The sequence below is a fragment of the Stappia sediminis genome (assembly GCF_009826895.1).
Taxonomy (GTDB): domain Bacteria; phylum Pseudomonadota; class Alphaproteobacteria; order Rhizobiales; family Stappiaceae; genus Hongsoonwoonella; species Hongsoonwoonella sediminis.
Genome location: NZ_WUMV01000003.1, coordinates 682,073 through 705,088 on the forward strand (window position 1 = coordinate 682,073; position 23,016 = coordinate 705,088).

The following is a 23,016-nucleotide window of genomic DNA, read 5'->3' on the forward strand; positions in this document are numbered from 1 at the left end:
CTCTCCTATCGAAGCTTCGGGTTGAGCGCGTCGCGCAGCCAGTCGCCGAGCAGGTTCACCGCGAGCACGAGAAGCGCGAGCGCGACGCCCGGGAAAATCGCGATCCACCATTCGCCGGAAAACAGGAAGTCGTTGCCGATGCGGATGAGCGTTCCGAGCGAAGGCTGAGTTGGCGGCACGCCGACCCCGAGGAAGGAAAGCGTCGCTTCGGTCACGATGGCGATCGCAAGGTTGATCGTCGCGATCACCAGCACGGGGCCGATCACGTTGGGCAGCACGTGGCGGATCATGATCAGGAACGGAGGAATGCCGATCAGGCGCGCGGCCTGAACGTATTCCTTGTTCTTTTCAACCAGCGTGGAGCCGCGCACGGTACGCGCGTATTGCACCCACAAGGACAGGGCGATGGAGAAGACGAGGATCCAGAAGACGTATTTCTCGCGGTCGAGATTGCCGAATACCCCGCGCGCCGCACCATCGATCAAAAGCGCGATAAGGATCGCCGGGAAGGTGAGCTGCACCTCGGCGATGCGCATGATGATGGCATCCGTCCTGCCGCCCACGTAACCGGCAACAAGGCCGAGCAGAACGCCGACGATGGCCGCGAGAATGACCGACAGAAAGCCGACGGCAAGCGAAATGCGCGACCCGTAGAGGATCGCCGAAAAGACGTCGCGGCCCTGATCGTCGGTTCCGAGAAGAAACCGCGGGTCGCTGCCATCCATCCAAAGCGGTGGCACGCGGGCATCCAGGATCGATATACCGGCCAGATCGAAGGGGTCATGCGGCGCGATCCACGGCGCGAAGAGCGCTCCGATGAAATAGAGCGCGGTAATCACGGCCGCGATCACGGTGATCTTGGATCGCAGGAAGGAATGAAGGATATCGCTGTCGAGCGCACGCTTGAGCGCTCCGCGCGGTGCATCCTGTTTAAGGGGTTCGTCGGACATGTCTTTGAGCCCCTATTTGATCGCGCGTTCGGCGCGCAGCCGCGGGTCGACATAGAAGTAGAGAAGGTCGACCACGAAATTGATCAGCACGAACAGGAAGGCGATCAGCATCAGGTAGGCCGCCATGATCGGAATATCGACATTCTGCACCGATTGCAGGAACAAGAGGCCCATGCCCGGCCACTGGAAGACGGTCTCGGTAATGATCGCGAAGGCGATGATGGTGCCAAGTTGCAGGCCGGTGATGGTGATCACGGGGACGAGCGTGTTCTTGAGCGCATGACGATAGTTCACCGCACGGTTCGGCAGACCGCGGGCACGCGCGAACTTGATGTAGTCGGTGCGAATTACCTCAAGCATTTCGGCGCGCACAAGGCGCATGATCAGCGTCATCTGGAACAGGCCCAGCGTGATTGCGGGCAGGATGAGCGCCTTTATGCCGCTCCATGTCAAAAGCCCGGTCGACCACCAGCCGATCTGCACCACCTCGCCGCGCCCGAAACTGGGCAGCCATTGCAGGTTCACGGAAAAAATGAAGATGAGCAGAATGCCGATGAAGAAAGTCGGCAGCGATATCCCGATGAGCGAGGCCGAAAGCAGGAATTTGGACAGGACGCCATCGCGATTGAGTCCGGTGTAGACGCCCATTGGAATGCCGACGAGGACGGCAAGGATCGCCGAGACGATGGAGAGTTCGAGTGTCGCCGGCAGTCGCTTGCCGATCATCTCCGCGACGGGCTGTTTGAACTGGTAGGACGTTCCGAAATTGAACTGCGCCGCATTGAGGATGAAGCGTGCGAACTGGATGATGACGGGATCATTCAGGCCAAGCCGTTCGCGGAGCGCTTCGCGCTGTTCCGGCGTCGTTTCCACGCCGACCATCTGGTTGACGGGATCGCCGACGAAGCGGAACAGGGTGAAGGCTATCAACGCCACCACGATCATGACCAAAAGCGCCTGAAACAGGCGGCGGATACTGAAGGCGAGCATATTGCCTCGATCGGAAGAATTTCTGAAATCAAGCCCGGCGGCAAGGTATTGCCGCCGGGCCGAAGGTCCGCAATCAGGATCCTACTTCTTGGTCACCCAGCGGAAGTGGAACTGATTGTCCGCACGCTGGACGAGTTCGAGCTTGTCCGAAACGCCCCAGGCAAGCCCCTGCTGATGCAGCGGAATGTGCGACACTTCCTCTGTCGTCATCTTGAAGGCGTCGTAGATCAGCTGATCGCGCTTTTCCGGATCGTTTTCCGAAAGGATCTGTGCGGAAAGCTCGTCCACCTTCGGGTTGCAGTAGCCACCGAGGTTGAACGGTCCGCCTGCCCCGGAATCGTCGCGGCAGCCGTGCAGATTGGTCAGCACGTTCCAGCTGTCGAAGGAGCCGGGAGTCCAGCCAAGCAGGTAGAACGAGGTGTCATAGCCGCCCGACGCCAGCACCTTGGCGAAATATTTCGCCTTGGGCTGGGCGTTCAGGTCAACCTTCACGCCGATGCGCGCGAGGAAGGCGGCGACCGTCTGACAGATCGATTCGTCGTTTACGTAACGGTCGTTCGGGCAGTCCATGCCGACCGAGAACCCGTCCGGATATCCCGCCTCCGCCAGGAGCGCCTTCGCGGCCTCCGGGTCGTAGGGGAAACGCTCGAACTCGTCGGAGCGGGAGAACAGAAGCGGCGAGATCATCAGTGCCGAGGGCGTCGACAGGCCGCGCATGACCTTGTCCTTGATCGCCTCGATGTCGATAGCCTGATAGAACGCCTTGCGCACGCGAATGTCCTTGAAGGGATTTTTGCCCTTCACGTCGGAATAAAGAAGCTCATCGCGCTTCTGGTCCATCCCAAGGAAGATCGTGCGAAGCTCGGGACCCGTGAGCGCGCGGGTGCCGCTGTTGTCGTTCACGCGCTTGATGTCCTGCACGGGCACCGGATAGACCATGTCCAGCTCGCCCGAAAGAAGCGCTGCGATGCGCGTCGCGTCCGACGAGATCGGCGTGAAGACGACCCGGTCGAGGTTGTGCTCGGCCTTGTCCCACCAACCGTCGTTCTTCGTGTAGACCGTACGCACGCCAGCTTCGTGGCTTTCGATCTTGAACGGGCCCGTACCGTTCGCATGAAGGGCGGCATAATTCGGGTTGGTGTCGGAGGCGGAGGTGACCTTGACGGCGCTGTTCGCCTCGGTCCACTCCTTGTCCATGATGTACCAGGTATCCCACTCGTAGTGCAGGATCGGATTTGGGCCGGGAAGAACGAAATCGACGGTATATTCGTCGACGATCTCGACCTTGACGTCGGGGCCGATGCGCGTGGTCAGATCCGAACCCTCCGCGCGAACGCGGTCGGCGGAAAAGGCTACATCCTCGGCCGTGAAGTCGTTCCCGTTATGGAATTTCACGCCCTTGCGCAGATGGAAGCGCCAGCGGTTAGGCTCGACGACTTCCCAGCTCTCGGCCAGTGCCGGCTGGATCGCGAGGTCCGGCCCGCGCCGGGTCAGCCCTTCGTAGGTGTTGCCGAGCGAGCCGAGCGTGAAGGTTTCGTTCAGGCTGTAGGGATCGAGCGCGTTGAGCGTGCCCTGGAAGGCATAGTTGAGCTCCGCGGCAGACGCGCCACCGCTCGTCAACGCGGCAATTACGGCGGCAGCCGCAAACGGTTTCAGTCTTTTCATTTCCCCTCTACTCCCCTCGTGGAATGGACATCGGGCCTTTTTGGGCCTCTATCCTGTGGTGGGTTGGCCGATCGGTCGCTTTGGCTTTTGCTCTTGATTGCGCCGATCCGCTGGATGAACTGTAAACAGGCCGGTCAGCCTGCGTAAAGCGCTTGCTTGCCCACTATTATGTCAACTCGCCGATGAGACGGCGAATGAACGCTTCGCCGGCAAGCAGTTGCGCTTTTTCGATAAATTCGTCTGGCTGGTGTGCCTGATCGATCGACCCCGGGCCGCAGACGATGGTGGAAAGCCCGGCTGCCTGGAACTGGCCCGCTTCGGTGCCATAGACGACGACGTTGCGGGAATTGTCACCGGTCAGGCGGCGCGCAAGCTCCTCCGCGGCGCCGTTTTCCTCGGGCTGCAGGCCGGGCACCGCGGATACGCGTTCGATCCTGATTTCCGCTTCCGCCGCGCGGGCCTTCATCTCAGGTTCGATCTCGCTGCGCACGAAGGTTTCATACCGCTCTTGCCACTCGTCCTGGGACTCATGCGGCAACGAGCGTACGTCTGTGTAGAACCACGCGCTCCTGGCCACGATATTATGCGCGGTACCGCCTTCGAGCACGCCGCAATGCAGCGTCGTATAAGGCGGATCGAAGGGCGAGTCCTTCGGCGTTTCCGCGATGTTGGCTCGCGTGCGCCCGTCAAGCCATGCAACGATGCGCGCAGCGGCCGTGATCGCCGACACGCCCCGGTTCAACTGGCTGGAATGCACGGACTTTCCGGTGACCGTCGTGCGCAGGAGCATCGTGCCCTTGTGCGAATCGACCACCTTCATCGACGTGGGCTCGCCGACGATGACGGCCGCCGGGCGTGGCCCCTCGCGCATCATCGCCTCGATCATGCGCGGTGCACCGAGGCAGCCGGTTTCCTCATCATAGGAAAGCGCGATGTGGATCGGCCGCTTCAGGTTCGCGGCCATCATCCGGGGAACATGCGAAAGCGCGATCGCGGCGAAGCTCTTCATGTCCGCGGTGCCGCGCCCGAAGAGCTTTCCGTCGCGCTCCGTGAGTTCGAATGGATCGCCCGACCAGTTCTGTCCTGCGACGGGCACGACATCCGTATGCCCGGAAAGCACGACGCCGCCATCGACCCGCGGCCCAATAACAGCGTGGAGGTTAGCCTTTTCGCCGGTTTCGTCGAACGTCAGCTCCGACGCGATTCCGAACCCGCCGAGATAGGCACGAACGAAGTCGATGAGATCGAGATTGCTGCGGTCCGAAACCGTCGGAAAGCCGACGAGCCGGGCAAGCATTTCTTCTGTCGAATAGCGCGTGGCGTCCAAGTCGTATTCCAAAGCAGGAAGGCGGGTGCCATGACCCATGGCAGGGATTTTACGTAAGGCTGGCCCGGATTGCGCCGCTCGTCAATCACTGTGGAAAAGCATTATGCAGCGGATCCGCCCGACCGTTCGCGCCTGGCTGAACCCAGCGAGGTTTCAAGGCCGGCCACATCATGAATGGCGAAGACTTTCAGCGGAGCGCTGCGACCGCGTACCGCCAATTCACGAACCTCACCGATCTCTTCGGCGGCGATGCCTGCCGCTTCGAGGACTTCATTGGAAACGATCGCCAGCGCTTCATTGTCCTTCGTGGCGTTTTCCAGCCGGCTTGCCACGTTCACAACGTCGCCAAGCGCCGTAAGGCCTGATTCGACGCCGCCTCGTCCGTCAAGGCCGATCCGCCCGAGGATGGAAGGACCGCCGTGCAGGCCGATGCCTATCCTCAGCGGCTCGCCCAAATGACCCTCGAGTTCCTGGTTGATCGCTTCGATTTCCTTCGCAAGCCTGACGATGGTTGATAAAGCCTGCCGCAATCCGGACCGGTAGTTCGTGTTCACGCCGTATAGCGCCATGACGCCGTCACCCATGACCTTGTCGACCATGCCGCCGTCCGCCCGGATCGCCTTGACCACGCCGTCGATATAGCGGTTGAGGATAAAAACGACGTCGAAGGCGAGACGGCTTTCGGTCAGCCGCGTGAAACCGCGCATGTCGATGAACATGACCCCGATCTGCCGTTCCACACCCCAGCGGTATCGGTCGTGGAATGCGGCTGCGGGCAGGGGCTTTCCGGGCAGAATCAGGGGACGCACGAGAAGGTCCGCCCTGGGTCTCACCTGGCAGGCGAGGCGCACGTTCTCGCCGGCGTGGATGCGCTTTAGCACGCTCTGCTCGGCGGCACTTGGCGGGTCGAGGGTTTCCCCACCCTCAAGGATCATGGTGCGGCAGGTGGAACAGCGTCCGCGCCCGCCGCAGACCGACATCATCGGCACCCGGTTCATGCGGCCGATTTCCAGAAGCGTGGGGCCCGGCGGAGATCTGACCGCCCGCTCGCCGGCAAAGGCGATGGATATCCGCCCGCCATAGCGTTTCCAGAGTTTTCGTCCGGCGATGAAAGCCAGGCAAAGCCCTATCAGGCCGTAGACGATGCCGTTGGCAACGCTTGCGAATTCGGCCAGCGCCTCTTGTTCGCCCGGTTTGAAGTTGCTTTTGTCCTCGTCCACGAGGTGAAGTCGTCTTGCCGCAGAAATCCATCCGGTCAGGGCGAGCAGGGGTATCGCGCCCGCAAGCACGAGAAAAGCCGGCTGCCACGAACGATACCAGTCGTATAGCCGCAGCCAATAATGCAGCCCGATCATGCCGTGGATCCAGACGATGAGAAGCAGCACCGATTGAAGCAGCGCATTGTCCGGCCACAATCCGGACAGTACATGGCGGTAGTCCACATAGGTTGCGAAGGCGACTTCCGCACCGCGCGTGTTCATGATGTGGCGGATAAGAAGGAAAGGTATCGAAAGCCCAAGGAAAAGCTGCAGGGCTTCCCATTTCGGCATGATCAGCGTGCCGCGCCTGGCCGTTTTCCAGAGCGCGAGCCCGGCATGAATTGCCAGCGCGCCATAAAGCAGGCCCGTGCCGGCGGTCGAATGCCAGATCATGTAGCGAAAATCCTGGCCGGCTTGCATGGCGCCGAAGGAAATGTTGCCGAGCGCATGGTTTAGGAAATGAAGAAGCACGAAGGCAACGAGGACCAGACCGCTTGCAAGGCGCAAGCGCTGCTCCAGCGAACCGGACCCTGCCGGACCTTTTCTTTCCCGTCGTCTGGCCGCGACCTTCGCCAGCATCGATATTCCCCCGGTAGAGGCCTGAGCCTTTAAAATAAGGCTGCTTACATCCCCATCTACCTTCAGATGATTAAACTCATCGTCACGAAACCGTGGACAATCCGTCGCCGACACGACATCAAGTGCCTTGTTTCAAACGCATGCGAGGGGACATGACGGTTACGGTCTACGGCATTGCCAACTGCGATACGGTGAAAAAGGCACGCCGCTTTCTGGATGCGGCGGGTGTGCCTTACGCTTTTCACGACTACAAGAAAGCGGGCGTGACCCGCGAAAAACTTGAATCTTTCGTCGGCGAATTCGGCTGGCAGAAGGTGCTGAACACGCGCGGTACCACCTGGCGCAAGCTCGACGACGAGGTGAAGGAAGCGACGACGGATGCGGACGCCGCGATCGCGCTGATGCTTGAGAATCCGTCCATCATAAAGCGCCCTATCGTCGAGGCGGCCAGGCGCAATTTTATCGGCTATGACGAGACGTCCTGGGAACTTGCGCTTGAAATGGGCGAATTGCGCTGATCCTCGTGATGTTTGGCGGCGCCGTTGATTTTGCGCCGCGGAAGGCGGTAAGAGTCCGGCGAATTCTCATTACCGCCGGATCGTAATCGGCCCGAACGCAGCGGGCGGAGCGCAGGCGGCCATCCAGAAGGTGTGGCAATGATCAAGGGGCTCTCCCGGCCGAAGAACCAAATCCGCTGGCTGTTGCTGGAGGGCATTTCGCCATCCGCGCGCGCAATTTTAAGCGATAACGGTTATGCGAACGTCGAGCACCTGGCGACCGCGCTCGACAAGGATGCGCTGATCGAGGCGCTGAAAGGCGTTCATATGCTGGGCATCCGCTCGCGTACGCAGCTTGCGCCGGAGGTTCTGAACGCGGCGAATACGCTTGTCGCCGTCGGATGTTTTTCCGTCGGCACCAATCAGGTTGCGCTGCCCGAGGCGACCAGGCTCGGCATTCCCGTTTTCAACGCGCCGTTTTCGAACACGCGCAGCGTCGCGGAACTGACGATCGCCGAAATCGTCATGCTGATGCGCGGAACATTCACGAAATCGAGCGCCGCGCACGCCGGCCGCTGGATGAAGAGCGCAGCCGGCAGCCGCGAGATACGCGGCAAGACGCTCGGCATCGTCGGCTACGGCAACATCGGCTCGCAGCTTGCCGTGATCGCCGAAGCGATGGGCATGCGCGTTCTCTATTACGATCGCACGGACAAGCTTACCCATGGCAATGCGGAGCCGATGTCGTCGCTAAACGGGTTGCTCGCGCTCTCCGACGTCGTTTCCCTTCACCTGCCTCAGACGCCGGAAACGAAGGACATGATCGGCGAGGCGCAAATCCGCGCCATGAAACCGGGCGCATTCCTGATCAATAACGCGCGCGGCTCCGTCCTCGACGTGGAAGCACTGGCAAGAGCGCTTCAGGATGGGCATCTCGCCGGAGCGGCGGTGGACGTGTTCCCGTCCGAACCGAAATCGAATTCCGAAGAATTCGTGAGCGCGCTTCGCGGGCTGGACAATGTGATCCTCACTCCCCATGTCGGCGGGTCGACGGAAGAGGCGCAGGAGCGAATCGGCGAAGAGGTGGCGCGCAAGCTCGTCGAATATTCCGACGTCGGCTCGACGGTCGGAGCGGTGAACTTCCCGCAGGTGCAATTGCCCAAGGGTACGGAAAACACCCGCTTCATCCAGGTGCAGAACAACGCGCCCGGTGAACTTGGCCGGCTCAACGACCTGTTTGCCAGCTACGAGATCAACATATCCGCACAGTTCTACCAGACCGCCGGAGAAATCGGCTATGTCGTCCTCGATGCCGAGGGCCAGGTGGAGAATTCCGTTGAAATACTCGAGGCGATCCGAAAGCTACCCGGCACGATCCGCGCAAGGCTGCTTAATCGCGTTTGATATCCGCGCGCCAATTTGATCCGCTGCGGGCCGGTCAGCCCGCCGGCGTTTCCGGCACCGGCGTGATCGCGCGGCCTTCCTCGAACCACGTGGCGAGATTGTCGAGCATGAGATTGCCCATCGCCTCGCGCGTGTGGATCGACGCGGACCCCACGTGCGGCAGGAGGACGACGTTGTCGAGCGCGATCAGTTCCGCCGGCACATGCGGCTCGTCCTCGAAGACGTCGAGCCCCGCCGCCAGGATGACGCCTTCCTTCAGGGCCATGATCAGCGCCTGTTCATCGATGACCGAGCCTCTGCCGATATTGACCAGGATGCCGTTCGGCCCGAGTGCCTCCATCACATCCCTGTCCACGGTATGGCGGGTATCCGCGCCGCCGGGAGCAACGATCATCAGCGTGTCGCAGGCGCCGGCCAGCTCTGTCAGGCTTTCGTGGTAGGGATAGGCGACGCCTTCCTGGCGCCTGCGGCCGTGATAGTGAATTTCAAGGCCGAAGGCTTCCGCGCGCCGCGCGATCGCCTTGCCGATCCGCCCCAGGCCGAAAATGCCGAGCTTGCGCCCGCGCAGCGTGCCGGGCGTAAGGGGGTAGGGGCCGTCGCTCTCCCATTTTCCGGCGCGCAAATATCGTTCGGACGCTGAAAGTTCGCGCGCTGTCATGATCAAAAGGCCGAGCGCGGTATCGGCAACTTCCTCGGTCAGCACATCGGGAGTGTTCGTGACGACAATGCCCCGTCTCCCGCAGTGTCTGGCGTCGACACTGTCGTAGCCGACGCCGAAATTGGCGACGATCTGCAGGTTCGGCAACCTGTCCACCAGGCTGGCGTCCACCCTCGCCGAAGGGCCCGACGCAATACCCCTTATTCTTTGCGCGACGGAACCGAGATAAGCGTCGGGATCGGCCATTTCCCAGAGTTTGTGGGCAGTGTAGTCCCGGTCGAGTACTTTAAGGATCGAGCGCATCAGCGGACGCGGTACGAGAATGTCAGGCTTGTCCATTTGCTCCTCCGATGAGTATTGCCCGGCCTGATCCTCGACAGACCCTACATTGAACTTTCACGGATCATCAATTTCGGTTCTATGAGGATGCGTTGGTCGTCCGTCGTATCGCCTGCGATCTGCTTGAGGATCAGATCGGCGGCGATACGGCCGATTTGCGCGGCGGAATTGTTGACGCTCGTAAGCGATGGCGCCTGCTTCGCTGCGGCGTTGATATCGTCATAGCCGGTAATCGCAAGTGTGCGGCCCGCCCGGCGCAATCCGTCCAGAAGGCCGAGCGCGATCAGATCGTTGAAGGCCACCACCGCTGACGGCGCGGAATCGGCTTCAAGCAGTTTCGGCACGATCTCATAACCCTCGTCCCGCGTCATGAGTTCGGGAATGTCGATCTGCGAATCCGGGTCTATGCCGGCATCGCTCAGCGCCTCGCGCCAGCCTCTGTTGCGGTCCTGGCCCACAGAGGTTTGCCGGCGTCCGCCGACCATGGCGATACGCCTGTGGCCGCTTTCGATCAGGTGCTTCGTCGCCGCATAGCCGCCGGCGTAATCGTCCCCGCGTACGACCGGTGCCGGAACGCCCTCCACTTCACGGCAAATCAGCGTGACCGGCACGCCGGCCTGTGTGAGGCGGACGATCTCGTCGGCCTTCGTGCCGACGGATGCGCATAGCACGATCCCGTCCACCCGGTGCTGCAGCAAAGCGTCGATGAACTGTCGCTGACGAGCGACGTCGTCGCGGTGATTGCAGATCAGAACGACCTGCTTTTCCTGCCCCAGTTCGTCTTCCAGAGATCTGAATATCTCGGCGAAATAGGGGTTTTGAATATCATGCACCGCGACTCCGATCATGTCGGTGCGCGCGGTTCTGAGGGAGGCCGCATAGCGGTTGTAAATGTAGCCGCGTGCCTCTGCATGGGCCTTGACGCGAACGCGGGTATCTTCGGCGACGAGCGGCGAATCGCGCAACGCGAGCGAAACGGTAGCCGTCGAAAGTCCGAGATCCGCGGCGATATCGCCGAGTCTTACCCGTCGGCCTCTGCCCGTCCCTCGGTCGCTCATGTTTTCTTCGCCCGCCGTATATTCGTGTTAGTCGAACAGCCGAACGAACATTCGACGCTTTCGAGCGCCGGCGCAAGAGAGCGGGCAAGCGGGATCAGCTGCCGAGGCTGCGTTCGCGGTAGAGGATGTAGAGGCCGGAGGCGACAATGATCGATGCGCCGAAGACAGTCCAGATGCCGGGCACGTCGGCGAAGACGAAATAACCGCAAGCGATCATCCAGACGATCTGGGAATACTGGAATGGCGCCAGTGCGGGGGCGGGCGCAAGCCGGTGAGCCACTATGAGGACGAAATGCCCGAGTCCGCCGTAAAAGCCGGTCGAGATCAGGAGGGCCCAGGAGAAGAGATCGGGCGGGGCGACCCATTCGTCGATCGCGAAAGGCGTCATCGCGACCGCCGCGACAAGGCCTGAAATGATCAGCATCCCGACAGACGATTCCGTTTCGGCAAGCTTGCGCGTCAGGAGCGAATAGAGCGAAAAGCACAACATGGCCGCAACGGAAAAGATCGCGGCCCAATGCATGCCGCCGAGCCCGGGGCGCACGACGACCAGCACCCCCAGGAAGCCGACGACGATGGCCGCCCAGCGGCGCGGTCCCGCCCATTCGTTGAGGAGCGGTCCTGCAAGTGCCGTCACCACGAAAGGTGCCGCGAACATGATCGACACGGTCTCAGCGAGCTGGAGATATCTGACGGCGATGAAATTGAAGAAGGTGGATCCGAGCAGGCAGAATGCGCGGACTATTTGCAGTCCCCAGCGCTTGCTCCTGAAAAGCTCAGGCTTCTGCCAGACGCGGAACAGGACGAAGGCAAGCACGACGTGGCTCGCGAAACGGAACCAGACGACCTGCACCGAAGGCAGATCCTGCACGAGGTATTTCGCGGTCGTATCCAATCCTGCAAAACACAGGAATGCGAGGCAGATAAGCGAGATGCCGATAAATCGCTCGCGCGTGGCGGACGAAGCCTGCCCGGAATGTCCGTTGAGATGCGTGGTGTCGGTCGTCATGAGCGTCCTTGAAGCGCCGGTGCCATTTGTCCGACAAATAGCACCCTATAGAAGCATGCCGCTTTTACCTAGTGGGTTTCCCGCATAGCTGCCCAGCGTGAATCTCAAGGCTTGCCGGACTGTTTGAGGTTGTCGATCTGCCGGGCGAACATCTCGACGATCGCTCTTTTCTCTTCCGGGTCCAGGCGGCCGTGACCGGCGAGGAAGGCTTCGATGTCGCGGCCGGAGTATCGCCCGACAATGCGATTTTCCCTTTCGACCAGGAAGAGACGCGCCAATTCTCTCGCTCTTTCATGGCAGGTTGTGCATTTGTCGCGATAAAGGCCGCCCGAGAGGGGGATCGCCGAAAAATGCGCGAGGAGGGCATCGATCTCTTCCGGTGAAAGTCCGGTGCGACGGTGGCTTTGCAAGAATGCGTCGAGCGGCTGTCCACGATCCTTCGTGATGAGGTCCGCTCCACGAAGCTCAAGCTTTTCGGTTGCAAGCTCGGAAGCATGGGGAGCATGGCAACCCGCGCATCTATCTTCATAAAGTGCATGAGGATCGATGCCTTGCGAGAACGCTGGCGCAGAAATTGCCGCAATTATCATGGAAACGGGAACGATTGCGCGAAACATGGAGATTACCCCGGGCTCAAGGCAAGGTGATGCCATTTTTAGCCGTTTTGACCTGCACCGCACGGCTATCGGAAAGTTGACGTTGCGGGTGTTTCGACGCATAAGATATCCGCAAGGGGTCAATCGCGACCACCCCGTGAGGCGGCAGCCCAAGGTTCGCGTTCCATCACTCGCATTCGAGGGGACACCTCTGCGAGGGAGGAGGACGCCATGCCGTCGAATACCGAAATCACCGTATCCCAACTCGCCCGACTGATCGGCACGCCGGAGCAGCCACGTCTCATCGATGTGCGTGATGATGAAGACTTCTGCGCGGACCCGCGTCTTGTCCCGGGTGCCAGCCGAACGTCGCCCGCCAGGGCGGCGGCAATGGCGCATGCATCGGGCGCTCGAAAAGTCGTCGTGATTTGCCAGAAAGGGCGAAAGCTGTCCCAGGGCGCGGCGGCCTGGATGCGCCATCATGGACTGGAGGCGGAAACCCTTGAAGGCGGATTTGAGGCATGGCGCGAAGGCGGAGGGCCGCTCGTTCCTTTCTCGCGAATTCCGCCTCCCGGTGAAAGCGGAGCGTCCGTCTGGGTAACACGGGCGCGACCGAAGATCGACCGGATTGCCTGCCCCTGGCTGATCCGTCGGTTCGTCGATCCGGATGCCGTCTTCCTCTATGTCGATCAAGGAGAGGTTCTCGCGGTCGCGGAAAAATTCGACGCCACCCCGTTCGACATGCCTGATGTTTACTGGAGTCATCGCGATGACAGGTGCACGTTCGATACCATGGTTGAAGAGTTCGGATTGCTTACCGAGCCGCTGCTGAAGCTGTCGGCCATCGTGCGCGGTGCGGATACGCAGCGTCTCGATCTCACGCCCCAATCCGCTGGTTTTCTCGCCGCTTGCCTGGGACTGTCACGCATCCACAAGGACGATTTGAAACAGCTTGAAGCCGGCATGGTCCTTTGTGACGCCTTCTATCGCTGGTGCCGCGACGCTGTCGATGAAACCCATAACTGGACTTCGCCGACATGAAGGAGACAGCTATCGTCGATGAGGTCGATACGACTGGCGAAGGGCGGGCACCGGCCTTTTCGGACCTTTTGGCCACGTCCTTCAAGATCGGCATCTATTCCTTCGGTGGGCCGGCAGCGCAGATCGCGCTCATGCACCGCGAGTTCGTGGACGAAAAGCGCTGGATTTCCGAGGACCGGTTCCTGCATGCGTTGAATTACTGCATGCTTCTGCCGGGGCCGGAGGCCCAGCAGCTTGCCACCTATTGCGGGTGGCTGCTTTATCGCATACGTGGCGGCATCGCGGCCGGGTTGCTCTTCATCCTTCCCGGCGCGTTTGCCATGCTGGTGCTGGCCGGCGTCTATGCGGAATTCGGTAATGTGCCGCTGGTCGAAAGCCTGTCCTACGGGATCAAGGCGGGCGTTCTGGCAATCGTCGTTCAGGCGCTGCTTCGCGTCGGAAGCCGCGCGCTCAAGATGCGCCTGGCTTGGTGGATCGCGGCGGCCAGTTTTCTCGCTCTCTTCGTATTCGGCGTTCCGTTTCCCGTGGTCATCATTTCCGCCGCGCTGATTGGCGCGTTCGGCTTGAAAGGGAGCGCTGTTCGAGATCCGCTTGCGGAAGAGTCGGTGCGAGGGTCTCGCGGCGCAGGCTTTGCCAAGACCCTGGCGACAGGCCTGGTCGTCTGGGCCTTTCCCCCGCTCGTCGCCGCTCTCGTGTTCACGCCGCAGCACGTTCTCGTCGAGATCTCCGGCTTTTTCTCCATGCTTGCCGTGGTCAGCTTCGGCGGAGCCTACGCCTTGTTGAGCTATATGGCGCAGGTGGCTGTGGAGACCTACGGGTGGATGAGCGCCGGCGAGATGCTCGACGGGCTGGGTCTGGCGGAAACGACGCCGGGTCCGCTCATCCTGGTGACCGAATTCGTCGGGTTTCTCGCCGGATACCGTGAGCCTGCCCCCTTTTCTCCGCTTGCCGGCGGTGTCCTGGCAGCGGTCATGACCGTCTGGGTCACCTTCACGCCGAGCTTCCTGTGGATCTTTCTTGGCGCGCCCTACATCGAACGGTTGCGAGGAAACGCAAGGCTCTCAGCCGCGATGCAGGGGATAACGGCTGCGGTCACTGGCACGATCCTGAATCTGGCCGTCTGGTTCGCGCTTCATGTCTTCTTTGCGGATGTGGCCTTAATCGACGGGCGCTGGCTGTCGCTGCCCTTGCCCAATGTCGCAACGGTAGATGTCACGGCGATCCTGCTCGCCGCGGTCGCCGCCTTTCTGGTATTCCGGACGAAAAGCGGCGTAGCGACGGTGGTGGCAGTCACAGCGCTTCTGGGGCTGGCGACACGGTGGCTTGCCGGGGCAATCTGAAATGCGGCGGCGAAGGTCAAGCGGATTTGGCGACAAGAACTTCCGTTGGCGCCGGTTCGGGATCGTCGGGCTCTTGATCCAGATCCGGGTCGAGATCGATCCGCGCGGAGAGGTTCTTCTCCACATGGCGAAGGAGCTTGCGCAGCTTCTTGCGATCCTTGTCGTCAAGGCCCGCCAAAGCCTCCCGCTCCAGCCGCTTCCATGTCTTGTCTATCGAGGCGATTTTTTCGCGTCCGTCATTCGTCAGGTAAACGCGCGCAAGGCGTCCGTCGGAGGAAGATGCTTCCCGGCGCAACAATCCTTGAGCCGAAAGCCGCGAAATCATCTTGGTCACCGTGGGCGGCTGCACGCCAAGTCCAGCGGCGAGCTGGCTCATCGTCTGTCCGTCTTCGCCTGAAAGGATTTTCAGGACGGCTTCCTGGCCGGGGTGCAGGCCAATACGCGTCAAATGCGTGCCCGCACGCGATCGATGTGCCTTGGAAGCCTGAGACAGGCGGAAGGTGACACTCTTTTTGTGATTGAAAGCCATACGTTCGACCTACCAACCGTCGATGAAACTTTGATGACGAAATATCATATAATACCGCAGTGTATTCTTTGCCGGCTGACGATAGTCCTCTGCCGGCCAAAAGCGAAACGTGTTCAGCCTTGGAGCATATCCCGCGAAATCTGGATCGGATTTCGCGACAAGGAAATGCTGGGGATATTAATACTGGAGCGAATTCTGGTCACGAAAGCGATCCCGCTTTCGTGGAAAGCGCTCTAGTAACGTCGCATCCGATCGTGGACGCGGCCTAAAAACCGTTTGCGTGTACCGGGCGTGGAGTTGTTCATGTCGTAATGCGCGAGGTAGGTGAGCGGCGCACCGGGCCTGATCACCGCGCGCAGCACCCTCTTGACGATTTTCTTCGGCGGATTTCCTGCAAGGAAAGCGCGAAGCGGCGTTGCGCCATAGGTCGTTACCGCCGCAAGCTTGCGAATGTTGTGAAGGGCGGGAACCACGTCTCCGTCGACGAGTTCGAAGCTGACGCCTGGCAGAAATACCCGGTCGAAATAGCCTTTCAGGATCGCGGGAAATCCGAAATTCCAGACCGGATAAACCAGGACGAGGCCTTCGGCCGTCAGAAGACGCTCGACATAATCTTCAACGGGCGCGCGGTTGGCGTCAGGGTCATGGTAGGCGATCCGCTCCTTGCGGCTCAGGCACGGGTCGAAACCTTCGGCATAAAGATCGAGCAGGTCGATCTCATGCCCACCTTTCTCGAGCGCGGCGAGCGTGGCGTCCTTCAATGCCGAACAGTAGCTCGTCTCGACGGGATGGGCGTAGACGACCAGAACCCTCATTTTCAGCGCGCGAGACCGGGAAAGAGGAACATCCTGTCGGAGTTGAAATCGAAGTCCGGATCTTCCCAGGCGATCATCTTGCCCGGATTGAGCAACCCCTTGGGATCCGCTTCCTTCTTGAAGGCGAGCTGGACGGCGTCGGTCTGCTTCATGCCGCCTTCCTCGAGCGTGTAACGATGGGGATTGAAGATCGGGCAGCCGTTTTCCTCATGAATGCGCATTATCTCCTCAAGCCTGTCGTCGCTCGTGTAGCGCACGATCGGCAGGCCGAAGCAGGTGATCTTTCCGTCGAAACGCACGAATTCCAGATGGCCGGGCACTTCGTCGCCGAAGAGCCGCGTCAGCTTCGCGACCTTTTCCACGTGATCGGGGAAGGGATACAGCACCTGAAGATAGGTGATTGAGGGGTCGACGCGAAGGCCTCTCAGGGTCGTGTGGTTCCAGGCCAGCTCATAGACCGGCGGCAGGCCTTTCATTTCCTCCTCCGTCGCTGTGTCGCTGCGGAAGACGACGGAACCTTTCCCGAACTGCTCTGTAAACGCCATGAACGCATCCATGGCGAAGGAAGCCACCATGAAGAGGCAGACCGACTGGTCCTTCTTCAGGTACTTCTGGTGCCTCAGGAAATATTCGTACGGCACGGGGCCTGCGACCGCTGCAATCTCCTTCGTCAGGATACCGTCCTGATTTCCCATGGCGTCGGCATAGTGAACTGCGTCGATGAAGCCGTTGAAGGCGACAAGTACGTCGACCCAGTCATAGGCGGCCGCGAGCGGCACCTCGACTTCGGTAATGATCCCGTTGGTGCCATAGGCGTGACTGACCTTTTGCAGGTCCGTGCCCGTGAGATGGAGTATGCGTGGCTCCTCCTCCATCGTGACCACGCGCAAGGAGATGATATTGCCCAAATCGCGCAAGCCCCCCCAGTTGATCGAGCCGACGCCGCCGGAGCCGCCGGCGATGAAGCCGCCGATGGTCGCCGTACGGTAGGTCGACGGATGCATCCTGAGTTCCTGGCCGGTCGCGCGCGTTTCCTCGTCGATCGCGGCCATGATCGCGCCGGCCTGGACCCGCACGGAACCGGTCTTGATCTCCAGAACCTTGTTGAGCTTCGCAAGATTGAGGACGAGCCCTCCGGCAAGCGGCATCGCCTGGCCGTAATTGCCCGTGCCCGCACCCCGGGTGGTGATCGGCACGTCATGCTCGTAGCAGGCCTTCACGATCCGCAGGATATCGTCCTCGCTCGATGGCGTTACGACAAGGTCGCCGGCAACATCGTCGAGCTGGCGTTTGAGAACCGGCGAATACCAGAAGAAATCGCGGCTCTTCTGTTTGACGATCTGAGGATTGTCCTCGACTTCCAGGCCTTCGAGATCCATTTTCAGCGCATCGAGATCCATAGTCATTCGCTCCCCATGAGATCGTCGAGTTCGCGGTAGTCCGGAAGCTTGCGGTCGATCTTCCGTCCGCCGCGCAGGACGATGCGGTCCCCGCTCGGGCGGGCAAGCAGTTCGTTCCAGTCGCGCGTGCGCAAGACCAGTATATCCGCGTGTTGCCCGACGTCGATGCGGCCGAATACGGAGCGGCCGAGAAGATCCGCGGGCGTTGCGGTCACCGTCCTTATCCAGTCATCGACCGGATGGTCGAGGTGGAGGATGCGTGTCGCCTGCGCGAAGACTTCCAACATGTCGAGATCGCCGTAGGCATAGAAGGGATCTCGGGTATTGTCGGAGGCAACGCTAACGGGAATGCCTCGCGCCTTCATCTCGTGCAGGAGTGTCACACCGCGCCGGCGCGGCGTGCGGCCTTGAAGGCGGTCCTGAAGATAGAGATTGCACATCGGCAGGGAGACGATGCCGATCCCGGCCCTCGCGACAAGATCGAGCGTGCGGTCGACTTCTCCCGGCGTTTGGGCGGAAAGCGAGCAGCAGTGCCCGCAAACGATCCTTCCCTCGAAGCGATGGTCGAGCGCTTTTTGAGCGATGAGCGATAGGGATGCTGCTTGCGGATCCAGCGTTTCATCGACATGAAAATCGAGGTCGAGACCATGGCGGCTCGCCGTCCTGAAGACCTTGTCGAGCGCGGCATCCAGCGCGTCGATCATATAGGTGACGGCACCAAGAGTTCCGCCGGCCTGTTTCACCCGCTTCGCGATCCTGTCGAGAAACGTGCCCTCGAACACCGCCTCTATGCCGAACAGGGCAACGGCCTGAAGCTCGATGCGGCCGCGCCATTCCTCGCGCGTTTCCTGAAAAACGGGCCAGGAAATCTCGTCCTGCGGCGGGATCGAGTCGAGATGGGTGCGGATGAGCGCGGTACCGTGCGCGTAGGCGGATCGCAGGCCGAAGTCCATCCGCCTGCGGACATCTTCGGCGTTCCAGCGCGCGGTGCGGTCGGTTGTCGTGGCCTCAAGGGCGCCAGTGAACGTCCCGTCCGGATTGGGCGCGCGCTTCCAGATATAGCCCTTGTCGAGGTGGGTGTGCATGTCGACAAGCATAGGCAGGACAAGGCCGCCATCGGCATCGACAACCTTCAGGCCGTCCGGCGTTGCTTCGCCCGAGGGAGAGATCGCGGCGATCTTCCCGCCTTCGATCCTGATGTTCGCGCGTGAAAGGCCTTGCGCATCCGTCGCAAGGGACGCCGCGGTGAGGCAGGCGGGCATGGAGGCATTTGCAATGACGAAGGGCTGATCGGGGATATCAAGGAAACTCACGGCCTCACACCTCCCGTTTCAGCGCGCTCTCGTGCCATTTGCGAAGGAGCATGTGCGAGATGAAGCTTGTCGCCGCGAAAATCAGCACGCCCGTGATCGATAGCAGGAAGAGGGCGGCGAAGAGCCTTGGAATATTGAGCCGGAACTGGGATTCGATCAGCCGGAAGGCGAGACCAGAACCCGCACCTGCCGAACCCGCGGCGAATTCCGCGACCACGGCGGCGATCAGCGCAAGCCCGCCCGCAATGCGAAGGCCCGCCAGGAAATATGGCAATGCGTTCGGCAGCTTCAGGAAAATCAGCGTCTGCCAGCGGTTTGCGCCATAGAGCTTGAAGAGATCGAGCAGGTTGTGGTCGGTCGATTTCAGCCCCTGTGTCGTGTTTGAAAGCACGGGGAAGAAGGCGACGATCCAGGCGCAGATCAAAAGAGCGGCTTGCGTGGTCGGCACATAGATCAGGATAAGCGGCGCGATCGCCACGATCGGTGTGACTTGCAGGATCACGGCATAGGGGTAGAGCGCAAGTTCGGCGATCTTCGATTCCGCGATCAGAACCGCCAGTGCGACGCCGCCCAAAAGCGCGAGAATGAGCGCCAGAAAGGTGATCTTGAGAGTGACCAGAAGTGCGGGCCCCAAAATGCCCCAGTCCGAGACAAGCGCATCCGCAATGCGCATCGGGCTCGGCAGGATGTAATGCGGCACGTCGAAGGCCCAGACGTAAAGGCTCCATGCCACAAGCAGAAGCGCAAGCATGAGGAGCGGGATCAGGATGCGTTTTGCCCGCGCGGTCCTGCCGGGTGCGGATTTCGCATCCAGCAGGGCGACGGCGGGGTCGGCATTCGTTACGTTCTCGGGCTTTTTCTCCGTGGCTGCGAGGCTCATGCTTCCGCGCTCGCCTCCATCGCATCGTGCAGCGCGTTCGACGCTTTCCGGCAGTAGTCGTTATAGACGGGCGAGGTGCGGAACTCCTCCTCGCGGGGGTAGGGCGCGTCGACCGCCATGTCCTCCACCACGCGGCCCGGGCGGGCCGCCATAACGACGATGCGGTTCGAAAGATAAACGCTTTCGAACACCGAATGGGTGACGAAGATGACCGTCCAGCCGAACTTCTCCCAAAGATGCAGGAGGTCGTTGTTGAGTTTGAAGCGCGTGATCTCGTCGAGCGCGGCGAAGGGCTCGTCCATCAGGAGAAGGCGCGGCTTGGTAACCAGCGCGCGGGCAATGGAAACGCGCATCTTCATGCCGCCGGAAAGTTCGCGCGGATAGCTGTCGGCGAAATCTTCAAGACCCACCATCTCCAGCGCGGCGATGACGTCGTCGCGGGCGGCGCGCTTTGAAACGCCCTTGAGCCTCAGCGGCAGCCAAACGTTGCCGAACACCGTCGCCCAGGGCATCAGCGTCGGTTCCTGGAAAACGAAGCTGATCTCGTGGCCGCCGTCTTCCGCCGGTTTCCCGCGCCGTGCTTCCTCGGGCCAGGTCACGGAGCCCGAAGAGGCAGTCGAAAGCCCGGCGATGATCCTGAGCGCCGTCGACTTGCCGCAGCCCGAGGGCCCAAGCAGGCTCACGAATTCGCCACGCTTTATGTCGAGCGACATCTCCTTCAGCGCCACGGTGCCGTTGGCGAAGACCTTGGAAACTTTCTTCAGCGAAATAATCGGCGCGGAGTTTTCTCCGCGCGCCATTTCACGCGCGGAGCCGGTCGCCGCAATCGAATTTGCCGTCACGTTGCTTAAGCGCCTTCCTATTTCTTCAGGTCCATTCCAAGGCCGTTGCAAACGAATTCGGTCGTATAGACAGTGGAAATGTCGAGATCGGCTTTGACCACACCGGATTTCACCATGTCGTCGTAAAAGCCCTTGATGCGCTCTTCCGTCATGCAGCCAATGCCTTTTTCAAGCGCTGTGCCGGATTCAACGAGGCCGAATTCCTTCATCTTGTCGATCGTGAAGGCGATCTGGGCGTCCGTCATTTCCGGGTTGGCCTGCTTGATGAGGTCGTTTGCCGCGCTGTTGTCGCCGTAAAGATAATTGTACCAGCCGATGATCGAAGCCTCGACGAAACGCTTCACGATGTCCGGATTTTGCTCCAGAAAATCGGCCTTGGTCTCGATCATGGTTGAATAGGTGTCGAAGCCGGCGTCGGCCAGCAGGAAGAGTTTCGGCTTGAAGCCGCCTTCCGTTTCGATTGCGAAGGGTTCCGACGTTATGTAGCCCTGCTGCGCTGACTGTTTGTCGGCAAGGAAGGGAGCCGGGTTGAACGTGTAGGGCTTGTATTGCTCATCGCGGAAGCCCTCGAAATTCGCCTTCATCCACTGAAAGCCGGTTGCGTAAAGATCCTTGCCGAGAAAGATAGTCGGCAGCTTGGCCAGATCCTCGAATGTCTCGATCCCCTGATCGGGATGGGCGATCAGGACTTGCGGATCCTTCTGGAAGATCGCGGCAACCTCGACGACCGGGATGCCCTGTTCCACGGCCGAGAAGGAGCCGATCAGGTTGCCCTGCATGTAGAACTGGATCCTGTCGGCCATCAGCAGCGCCTGGTTGGCCGCCTGCGGGCCGCCCTGGATGATCTCGACATTGAGCCCGTATTTCTCGTAGGTGCCGTCGGCAACCGCCTGGTAGAAGCCGCCATGCTCGGCTTCGGCCAGCCAGTTGGTTCCGAATTTCACCTCGTCGAGCGCGATTGCCGCGTTCGTGGTGGCGAAAAGCGCGATCGATGCGCATAGTCCTGCCAGAATTCGCATTGTACGTCGGCCTCCGGTTGGTGATGGCGCCCGATTATGGTTTCGGGGTCTCCCTGGAATTTCGATGCGGCCCCTTTGGGCAACCTTTGATACCGAGCAAGCGCCGTGCCATGTCGCGTGCCTCTCGCACTTAGGCTTCGCGCCTGCAAAACTCGACAAGCGGCAGCTCGATTAAGACACTAGCGCAGGTTTCCTGCTCAAAAAAGCAGCATGCATTGATTGCAGTCGCGGCTTTCGCGGCAGCCGAAAGACCGGCTAGCATCCGTTTGCCATCCGGTCGTTTCTCGAGGAAAGCCAATGCGCCAGATCACCCCAGGCTCGATCCGCCCACCCTTTGCCCGTTATAGCCATGGTATCGAGGTTCCCGCAGGCGCGCGGCTTCTCGTGTGCTCGGGCCAGCTCGGCATTGCGTCTGACGATCGTGTTCCCGCCGACGTGGAAGGGCAGACGCGCCTCTGTTTCGAAAACATCGGCGCAATTCTCGCGGAAGGCGGAATGGGATTTGCCGATATCGTGCGCATCAACGCTTTCGTGACAGGGCGCGAGCACCTCAGGGGTTATATGAAGGTGCGTGACGAATTTACCGCCGATCCGCCACCGGCCTCCACGCTGATGATCGTTTCGGGCTTCGCGCGCGAGGAATTCCTGGTCGAGGTCGAGGTGATCGCGGCGAGTACGTGAAATTACCATAAATCTATATAATCAAGCGTTTTTCCTTCGATGGAGAGGTAAGAATCAGTGTCGGGGATTTGGACCATGAAAGAGGGTTGGTTGCAATTTGTGCAATTTTCAGCTTACAAAAATAGAAGTCATATCTAACTGCGAGAGTTGTGATGATAATAGAAAGAGAAAATGGGAAGGAAAGCGACGGCAGCAGCCAATCCCAAACCCAAAATGATGCTGACCGTTTTCCCACTGATGTCGCTCAGAAAGATGAAGGTGATCCCGGAAAGGAAACAAGATAAAGGAGCTAAAAATATAATTCGCTGTCCAGTAATTATTTTCTGAGATTTGTTTCGATTTTCTTTCGAATTTTTTTGCCAAGCCAATAGTCGTTTTTTTGCGAGTTCAGGAAGTAGATCTTGGCTGAAATTTTGATTGTTTTCTATTAAATCATTCCAATTATTGATGTCCCAATCTGGCGGATGCACTCTGCCGGAATCGTAATTTTTCAAATTAACTGAAGCTGCAAAGAAGATTGTTGAGAGGAGTATGTTGATAGATATTGAGATATTTAATAAAATGAAGACGTCGCTCAAATTTTTATAATTATTAAAAATATATATTATTATAGCAGTTAAAGTTGGGATTAATAGTGTCAAATAATGGCGCGCTTTAATTTCCAAATCTGTGTATAATTTTTCATTAAAATCTAACCCGCCTTCAAATTCTTCTTTTAGGAAGATAATATTTTCCAATTTCGAATTTAATTTAGATTTACTTGTCATAATATTGTCCTGTCTGCTTGAATTTTTCATTAATACGATGTTTAATTTCTTTGATCAA

The 23,016-nt window shown here is 59.8% G+C and carries 22 protein-coding genes; 5 read left to right on the forward strand and 17 right to left on the reverse strand.

Features of this window, described 5'->3' with window-relative positions; translation table 11 throughout:
* Window positions 1-5 precede the first annotated feature (5 nt).
* The 5 genes from GR183_RS10060 to GR183_RS10080 all read right to left on the reverse strand — a co-directional run bounded on the left by GR183_RS10060 (window position 6) and on the right by GR183_RS10080 (window position 6,770).
* On the reverse strand, window positions 6-950 hold the full coding sequence (locus GR183_RS10060; protein ID WP_160775445.1) for an ABC transporter permease: 945 nt from the start codon (window positions 948-950) through the stop codon (window positions 6-8).
* A gap of 12 nt (window positions 951-962) precedes the next feature.
* Complete coding sequence (locus GR183_RS10065) at window positions 963-1,940, reverse strand: ABC transporter permease (RefSeq protein WP_160775446.1); 978 nt, start codon at window positions 1,938-1,940, stop codon at window positions 963-965.
* An 81-nt stretch (window positions 1,941-2,021) separates the two neighbouring features.
* Window positions 2,022-3,605, reverse strand: a complete 1,584-nt coding sequence (locus tag GR183_RS10070) for an ABC transporter substrate-binding protein (RefSeq protein ID WP_160775447.1) — start codon at window positions 3,603-3,605, stop codon at window positions 2,022-2,024.
* A 166-nt stretch (window positions 3,606-3,771) separates the two neighbouring features.
* On the reverse strand, window positions 3,772-4,932 hold the full coding sequence (argE, locus tag GR183_RS10075) for an acetylornithine deacetylase (RefSeq protein ID WP_244313663.1): 1,161 nt from the start codon (window positions 4,930-4,932) through the stop codon (window positions 3,772-3,774).
* A 101-nt stretch (window positions 4,933-5,033) separates the two neighbouring features.
* Window positions 5,034-6,770, reverse strand: a complete 1,737-nt coding sequence (locus GR183_RS10080) for an adenylate/guanylate cyclase domain-containing protein (RefSeq protein ID WP_160775449.1) — start codon at window positions 6,768-6,770, stop codon at window positions 5,034-5,036.
* 152 nt (window positions 6,771-6,922) lie between these two features.
* Between GR183_RS10080 and GR183_RS10085 the strand changes: the two genes are divergently transcribed.
* Window positions 6,923-7,288: an ArsC family reductase gene (locus tag GR183_RS10085; protein WP_160775450.1), complete on the forward strand. Its 366-nt coding sequence runs from the start codon at window positions 6,923-6,925 to the stop codon at window positions 7,286-7,288.
* A 138-nt stretch (window positions 7,289-7,426) separates the two neighbouring features.
* Entirely contained in the window at window positions 7,427-8,671 is a 1,245-nt protein-coding gene (gene serA, locus GR183_RS10090) for a phosphoglycerate dehydrogenase (RefSeq protein WP_160775451.1), read from the forward strand.
* Between the two features lie 34 nt (window positions 8,672-8,705).
* Here serA and GR183_RS10095 read toward each other — a convergent pair whose 3' ends face one another.
* From GR183_RS10095 to GR183_RS10110, 4 genes are all read right to left on the reverse strand, one after another.
* Window positions 8,706-9,668: a 2-hydroxyacid dehydrogenase gene (locus GR183_RS10095; protein WP_160775452.1), complete on the reverse strand. Its 963-nt coding sequence runs from the start codon at window positions 9,666-9,668 to the stop codon at window positions 8,706-8,708.
* Window positions 9,669-9,712: 44 nt separating this feature from the next.
* The gene (locus tag GR183_RS10100) at window positions 9,713-10,726 is read right to left on the reverse strand and encodes a LacI family DNA-binding transcriptional regulator (RefSeq protein WP_160775453.1); all 1,014 of its coding nucleotides are present in this window, start codon (window positions 10,724-10,726) and stop codon (window positions 9,713-9,715) included.
* A 94-nt stretch (window positions 10,727-10,820) separates the two neighbouring features.
* Window positions 10,821-11,735, reverse strand: coding sequence for a DMT family transporter (locus GR183_RS10105; protein ID WP_160775454.1), 915 nt, complete (start codon window positions 11,733-11,735; stop codon window positions 10,821-10,823).
* Window positions 11,736-11,839: 104 nt separating this feature from the next.
* Window positions 11,840-12,352, reverse strand: coding sequence for a c-type cytochrome (locus tag GR183_RS10110; protein WP_160775455.1), 513 nt, complete (start codon window positions 12,350-12,352; stop codon window positions 11,840-11,842).
* Window positions 12,353-12,562: 210 nt separating this feature from the next.
* Here GR183_RS10110 and GR183_RS10115 point away from each other — a divergent pair, with 210 nt between their 5' ends.
* Together GR183_RS10115 and chrA are read left to right on the forward strand one after the other, a co-directional pair.
* A complete protein-coding gene (locus GR183_RS10115) occupies window positions 12,563-13,372 on the forward strand; it encodes a chromate resistance protein ChrB domain-containing protein (RefSeq protein WP_160775456.1) in 810 nt (269 codons plus the stop codon).
* Window positions 13,369-14,712 carry a chromate efflux transporter gene (chrA, locus tag GR183_RS10120; RefSeq protein WP_160775457.1) on the forward strand — a complete coding sequence of 448 codons (1,344 nt, stop codon included), beginning with the start codon at window positions 13,369-13,371 and terminating at the stop codon, window positions 14,710-14,712. Before GR183_RS10115 ends, chrA begins: the two co-directional genes overlap by 4 nt.
* 16 nt (window positions 14,713-14,728) lie before the next feature.
* On the opposite strand, the gene GR183_RS10125 is transcribed toward chrA, so the two are convergent.
* The 7 genes from GR183_RS10125 to GR183_RS10155 form a co-directional block, all read right to left on the reverse strand.
* The gene (locus tag GR183_RS10125) at window positions 14,729-15,241 is read right to left on the reverse strand and encodes a MarR family winged helix-turn-helix transcriptional regulator (RefSeq protein ID WP_160775458.1); all 513 of its coding nucleotides are present in this window, start codon (window positions 15,239-15,241) and stop codon (window positions 14,729-14,731) included.
* Between the two features lie 233 nt (window positions 15,242-15,474).
* The gene (locus GR183_RS10130; protein WP_160775459.1) at window positions 15,475-16,056 is read right to left on the reverse strand and encodes an NAD(P)H-dependent oxidoreductase; all 582 of its coding nucleotides are present in this window, start codon (window positions 16,054-16,056) and stop codon (window positions 15,475-15,477) included.
* 2 nt (window positions 16,057-16,058) lie between these two features.
* Window positions 16,059-17,456, reverse strand: coding sequence for an FAD-binding oxidoreductase (locus GR183_RS10135; RefSeq protein WP_160775812.1), 1,398 nt, complete (start codon window positions 17,454-17,456; stop codon window positions 16,059-16,061).
* A gap of 2 nt (window positions 17,457-17,458) precedes the next feature.
* Window positions 17,459-18,769, reverse strand: a complete 1,311-nt coding sequence (locus GR183_RS10140) for a cytosine deaminase (RefSeq protein ID WP_312846810.1) — start codon at window positions 18,767-18,769, stop codon at window positions 17,459-17,461.
* 4 nt (window positions 18,770-18,773) lie between these two features.
* A complete protein-coding gene (locus GR183_RS10145) occupies window positions 18,774-19,649 on the reverse strand; it encodes an ABC transporter permease (protein ID WP_160775460.1) in 876 nt (291 codons plus the stop codon).
* On the reverse strand, window positions 19,646-20,449 hold the full coding sequence (locus tag GR183_RS10150; RefSeq protein WP_160775814.1) for an ABC transporter ATP-binding protein: 804 nt from the start codon (window positions 20,447-20,449) through the stop codon (window positions 19,646-19,648). Before GR183_RS10150 ends, GR183_RS10145 begins: the two co-directional genes overlap by 4 nt.
* Window positions 20,450-20,508: 59 nt before the next feature.
* The gene (locus GR183_RS10155; RefSeq protein WP_160775461.1) at window positions 20,509-21,510 is read right to left on the reverse strand and encodes an ABC transporter substrate-binding protein; all 1,002 of its coding nucleotides are present in this window, start codon (window positions 21,508-21,510) and stop codon (window positions 20,509-20,511) included.
* Between the two features lie 297 nt (window positions 21,511-21,807).
* Here GR183_RS10155 and GR183_RS10160 point away from each other — a divergent pair, with 297 nt between their 5' ends.
* Window positions 21,808-22,191: a RidA family protein gene (locus GR183_RS10160; protein WP_160775462.1), complete on the forward strand. Its 384-nt coding sequence runs from the start codon at window positions 21,808-21,810 to the stop codon at window positions 22,189-22,191.
* Between the two features lie 134 nt (window positions 22,192-22,325).
* On the opposite strand, the gene GR183_RS10165 is transcribed toward GR183_RS10160, so the two are convergent.
* Entirely contained in the window at window positions 22,326-22,958 is a 633-nt protein-coding gene (locus tag GR183_RS10165; protein ID WP_160775463.1) for a hypothetical protein, read from the reverse strand.
* Between the last annotated feature and the right edge of the window lie 58 nt (window positions 22,959-23,016).

Excerpts from the sequence above, each read along its gene's own strand:
- GR183_RS10060 (WP_160775445.1), bottom strand. The coding sequence starts at position 950 with ATGTCCGACGAACCCCTTAAACAGGATGCACCGCGCGGAGCGCTCAAG.
- GR183_RS10065 (WP_160775446.1), bottom strand. The coding sequence starts at position 1,940 with ATGCTCGCCTTCAGTATCCGCCGCCTGTTTCAGGCGCTTTTGGTCATG.
- GR183_RS10070 (WP_160775447.1), bottom strand. The coding sequence starts at position 3,605 with ATGAAAAGACTGAAACCGTTTGCGGCTGCCGCCGTAATTGCCGCGTTG.
- GR183_RS10080 (WP_160775449.1), bottom strand. The coding sequence starts at position 6,770 with ATGCTGGCGAAGGTCGCGGCCAGACGACGGGAAAGAAAAGGTCCGGCA.
- GR183_RS10085 (WP_160775450.1), top strand. The coding sequence starts at position 6,923 with ATGACGGTTACGGTCTACGGCATTGCCAACTGCGATACGGTGAAAAAG.
- serA (WP_160775451.1), top strand. The coding sequence starts at position 7,427 with ATGATCAAGGGGCTCTCCCGGCCGAAGAACCAAATCCGCTGGCTGTTG.
- GR183_RS10095 (WP_160775452.1), bottom strand. The coding sequence starts at position 9,668 with ATGGACAAGCCTGACATTCTCGTACCGCGTCCGCTGATGCGCTCGATC.
- GR183_RS10100 (WP_160775453.1), bottom strand. The coding sequence starts at position 10,726 with ATGAGCGACCGAGGGACGGGCAGAGGCCGACGGGTAAGACTCGGCGAT.
- GR183_RS10105 (WP_160775454.1), bottom strand. The coding sequence starts at position 11,735 with ATGACGACCGACACCACGCATCTCAACGGACATTCCGGGCAGGCTTCG.
- GR183_RS10110 (WP_160775455.1), bottom strand. The coding sequence starts at position 12,352 with ATGTTTCGCGCAATCGTTCCCGTTTCCATGATAATTGCGGCAATTTCT.
- GR183_RS10115 (WP_160775456.1), top strand. The coding sequence starts at position 12,563 with ATGCCGTCGAATACCGAAATCACCGTATCCCAACTCGCCCGACTGATC.
- chrA (WP_160775457.1), top strand. The coding sequence starts at position 13,369 with ATGAAGGAGACAGCTATCGTCGATGAGGTCGATACGACTGGCGAAGGG.
- GR183_RS10125 (WP_160775458.1), bottom strand. The coding sequence starts at position 15,241 with ATGGCTTTCAATCACAAAAAGAGTGTCACCTTCCGCCTGTCTCAGGCT.
- GR183_RS10130 (WP_160775459.1), bottom strand. The coding sequence starts at position 16,056 with ATGAGGGTTCTGGTCGTCTACGCCCATCCCGTCGAGACGAGCTACTGT.
- GR183_RS10135 (WP_160775812.1), bottom strand. The coding sequence starts at position 17,456 with ATGGATCTCGATGCGCTGAAAATGGATCTCGAAGGCCTGGAAGTCGAG.
- GR183_RS10145 (WP_160775460.1), bottom strand. The coding sequence starts at position 19,649 with ATGAGCCTCGCAGCCACGGAGAAAAAGCCCGAGAACGTAACGAATGCC.
- GR183_RS10150 (WP_160775814.1), bottom strand. The coding sequence starts at position 20,449 with ATGGCGCGCGGAGAAAACTCCGCGCCGATTATTTCGCTGAAGAAAGTT.
- GR183_RS10155 (WP_160775461.1), bottom strand. The coding sequence starts at position 21,510 with ATGCGAATTCTGGCAGGACTATGCGCATCGATCGCGCTTTTCGCCACC.
- GR183_RS10160 (WP_160775462.1), top strand. The coding sequence starts at position 21,808 with ATGCGCCAGATCACCCCAGGCTCGATCCGCCCACCCTTTGCCCGTTAT.
- GR183_RS10165 (WP_160775463.1), bottom strand. The coding sequence starts at position 22,958 with ATGACAAGTAAATCTAAATTAAATTCGAAATTGGAAAATATTATCTTC.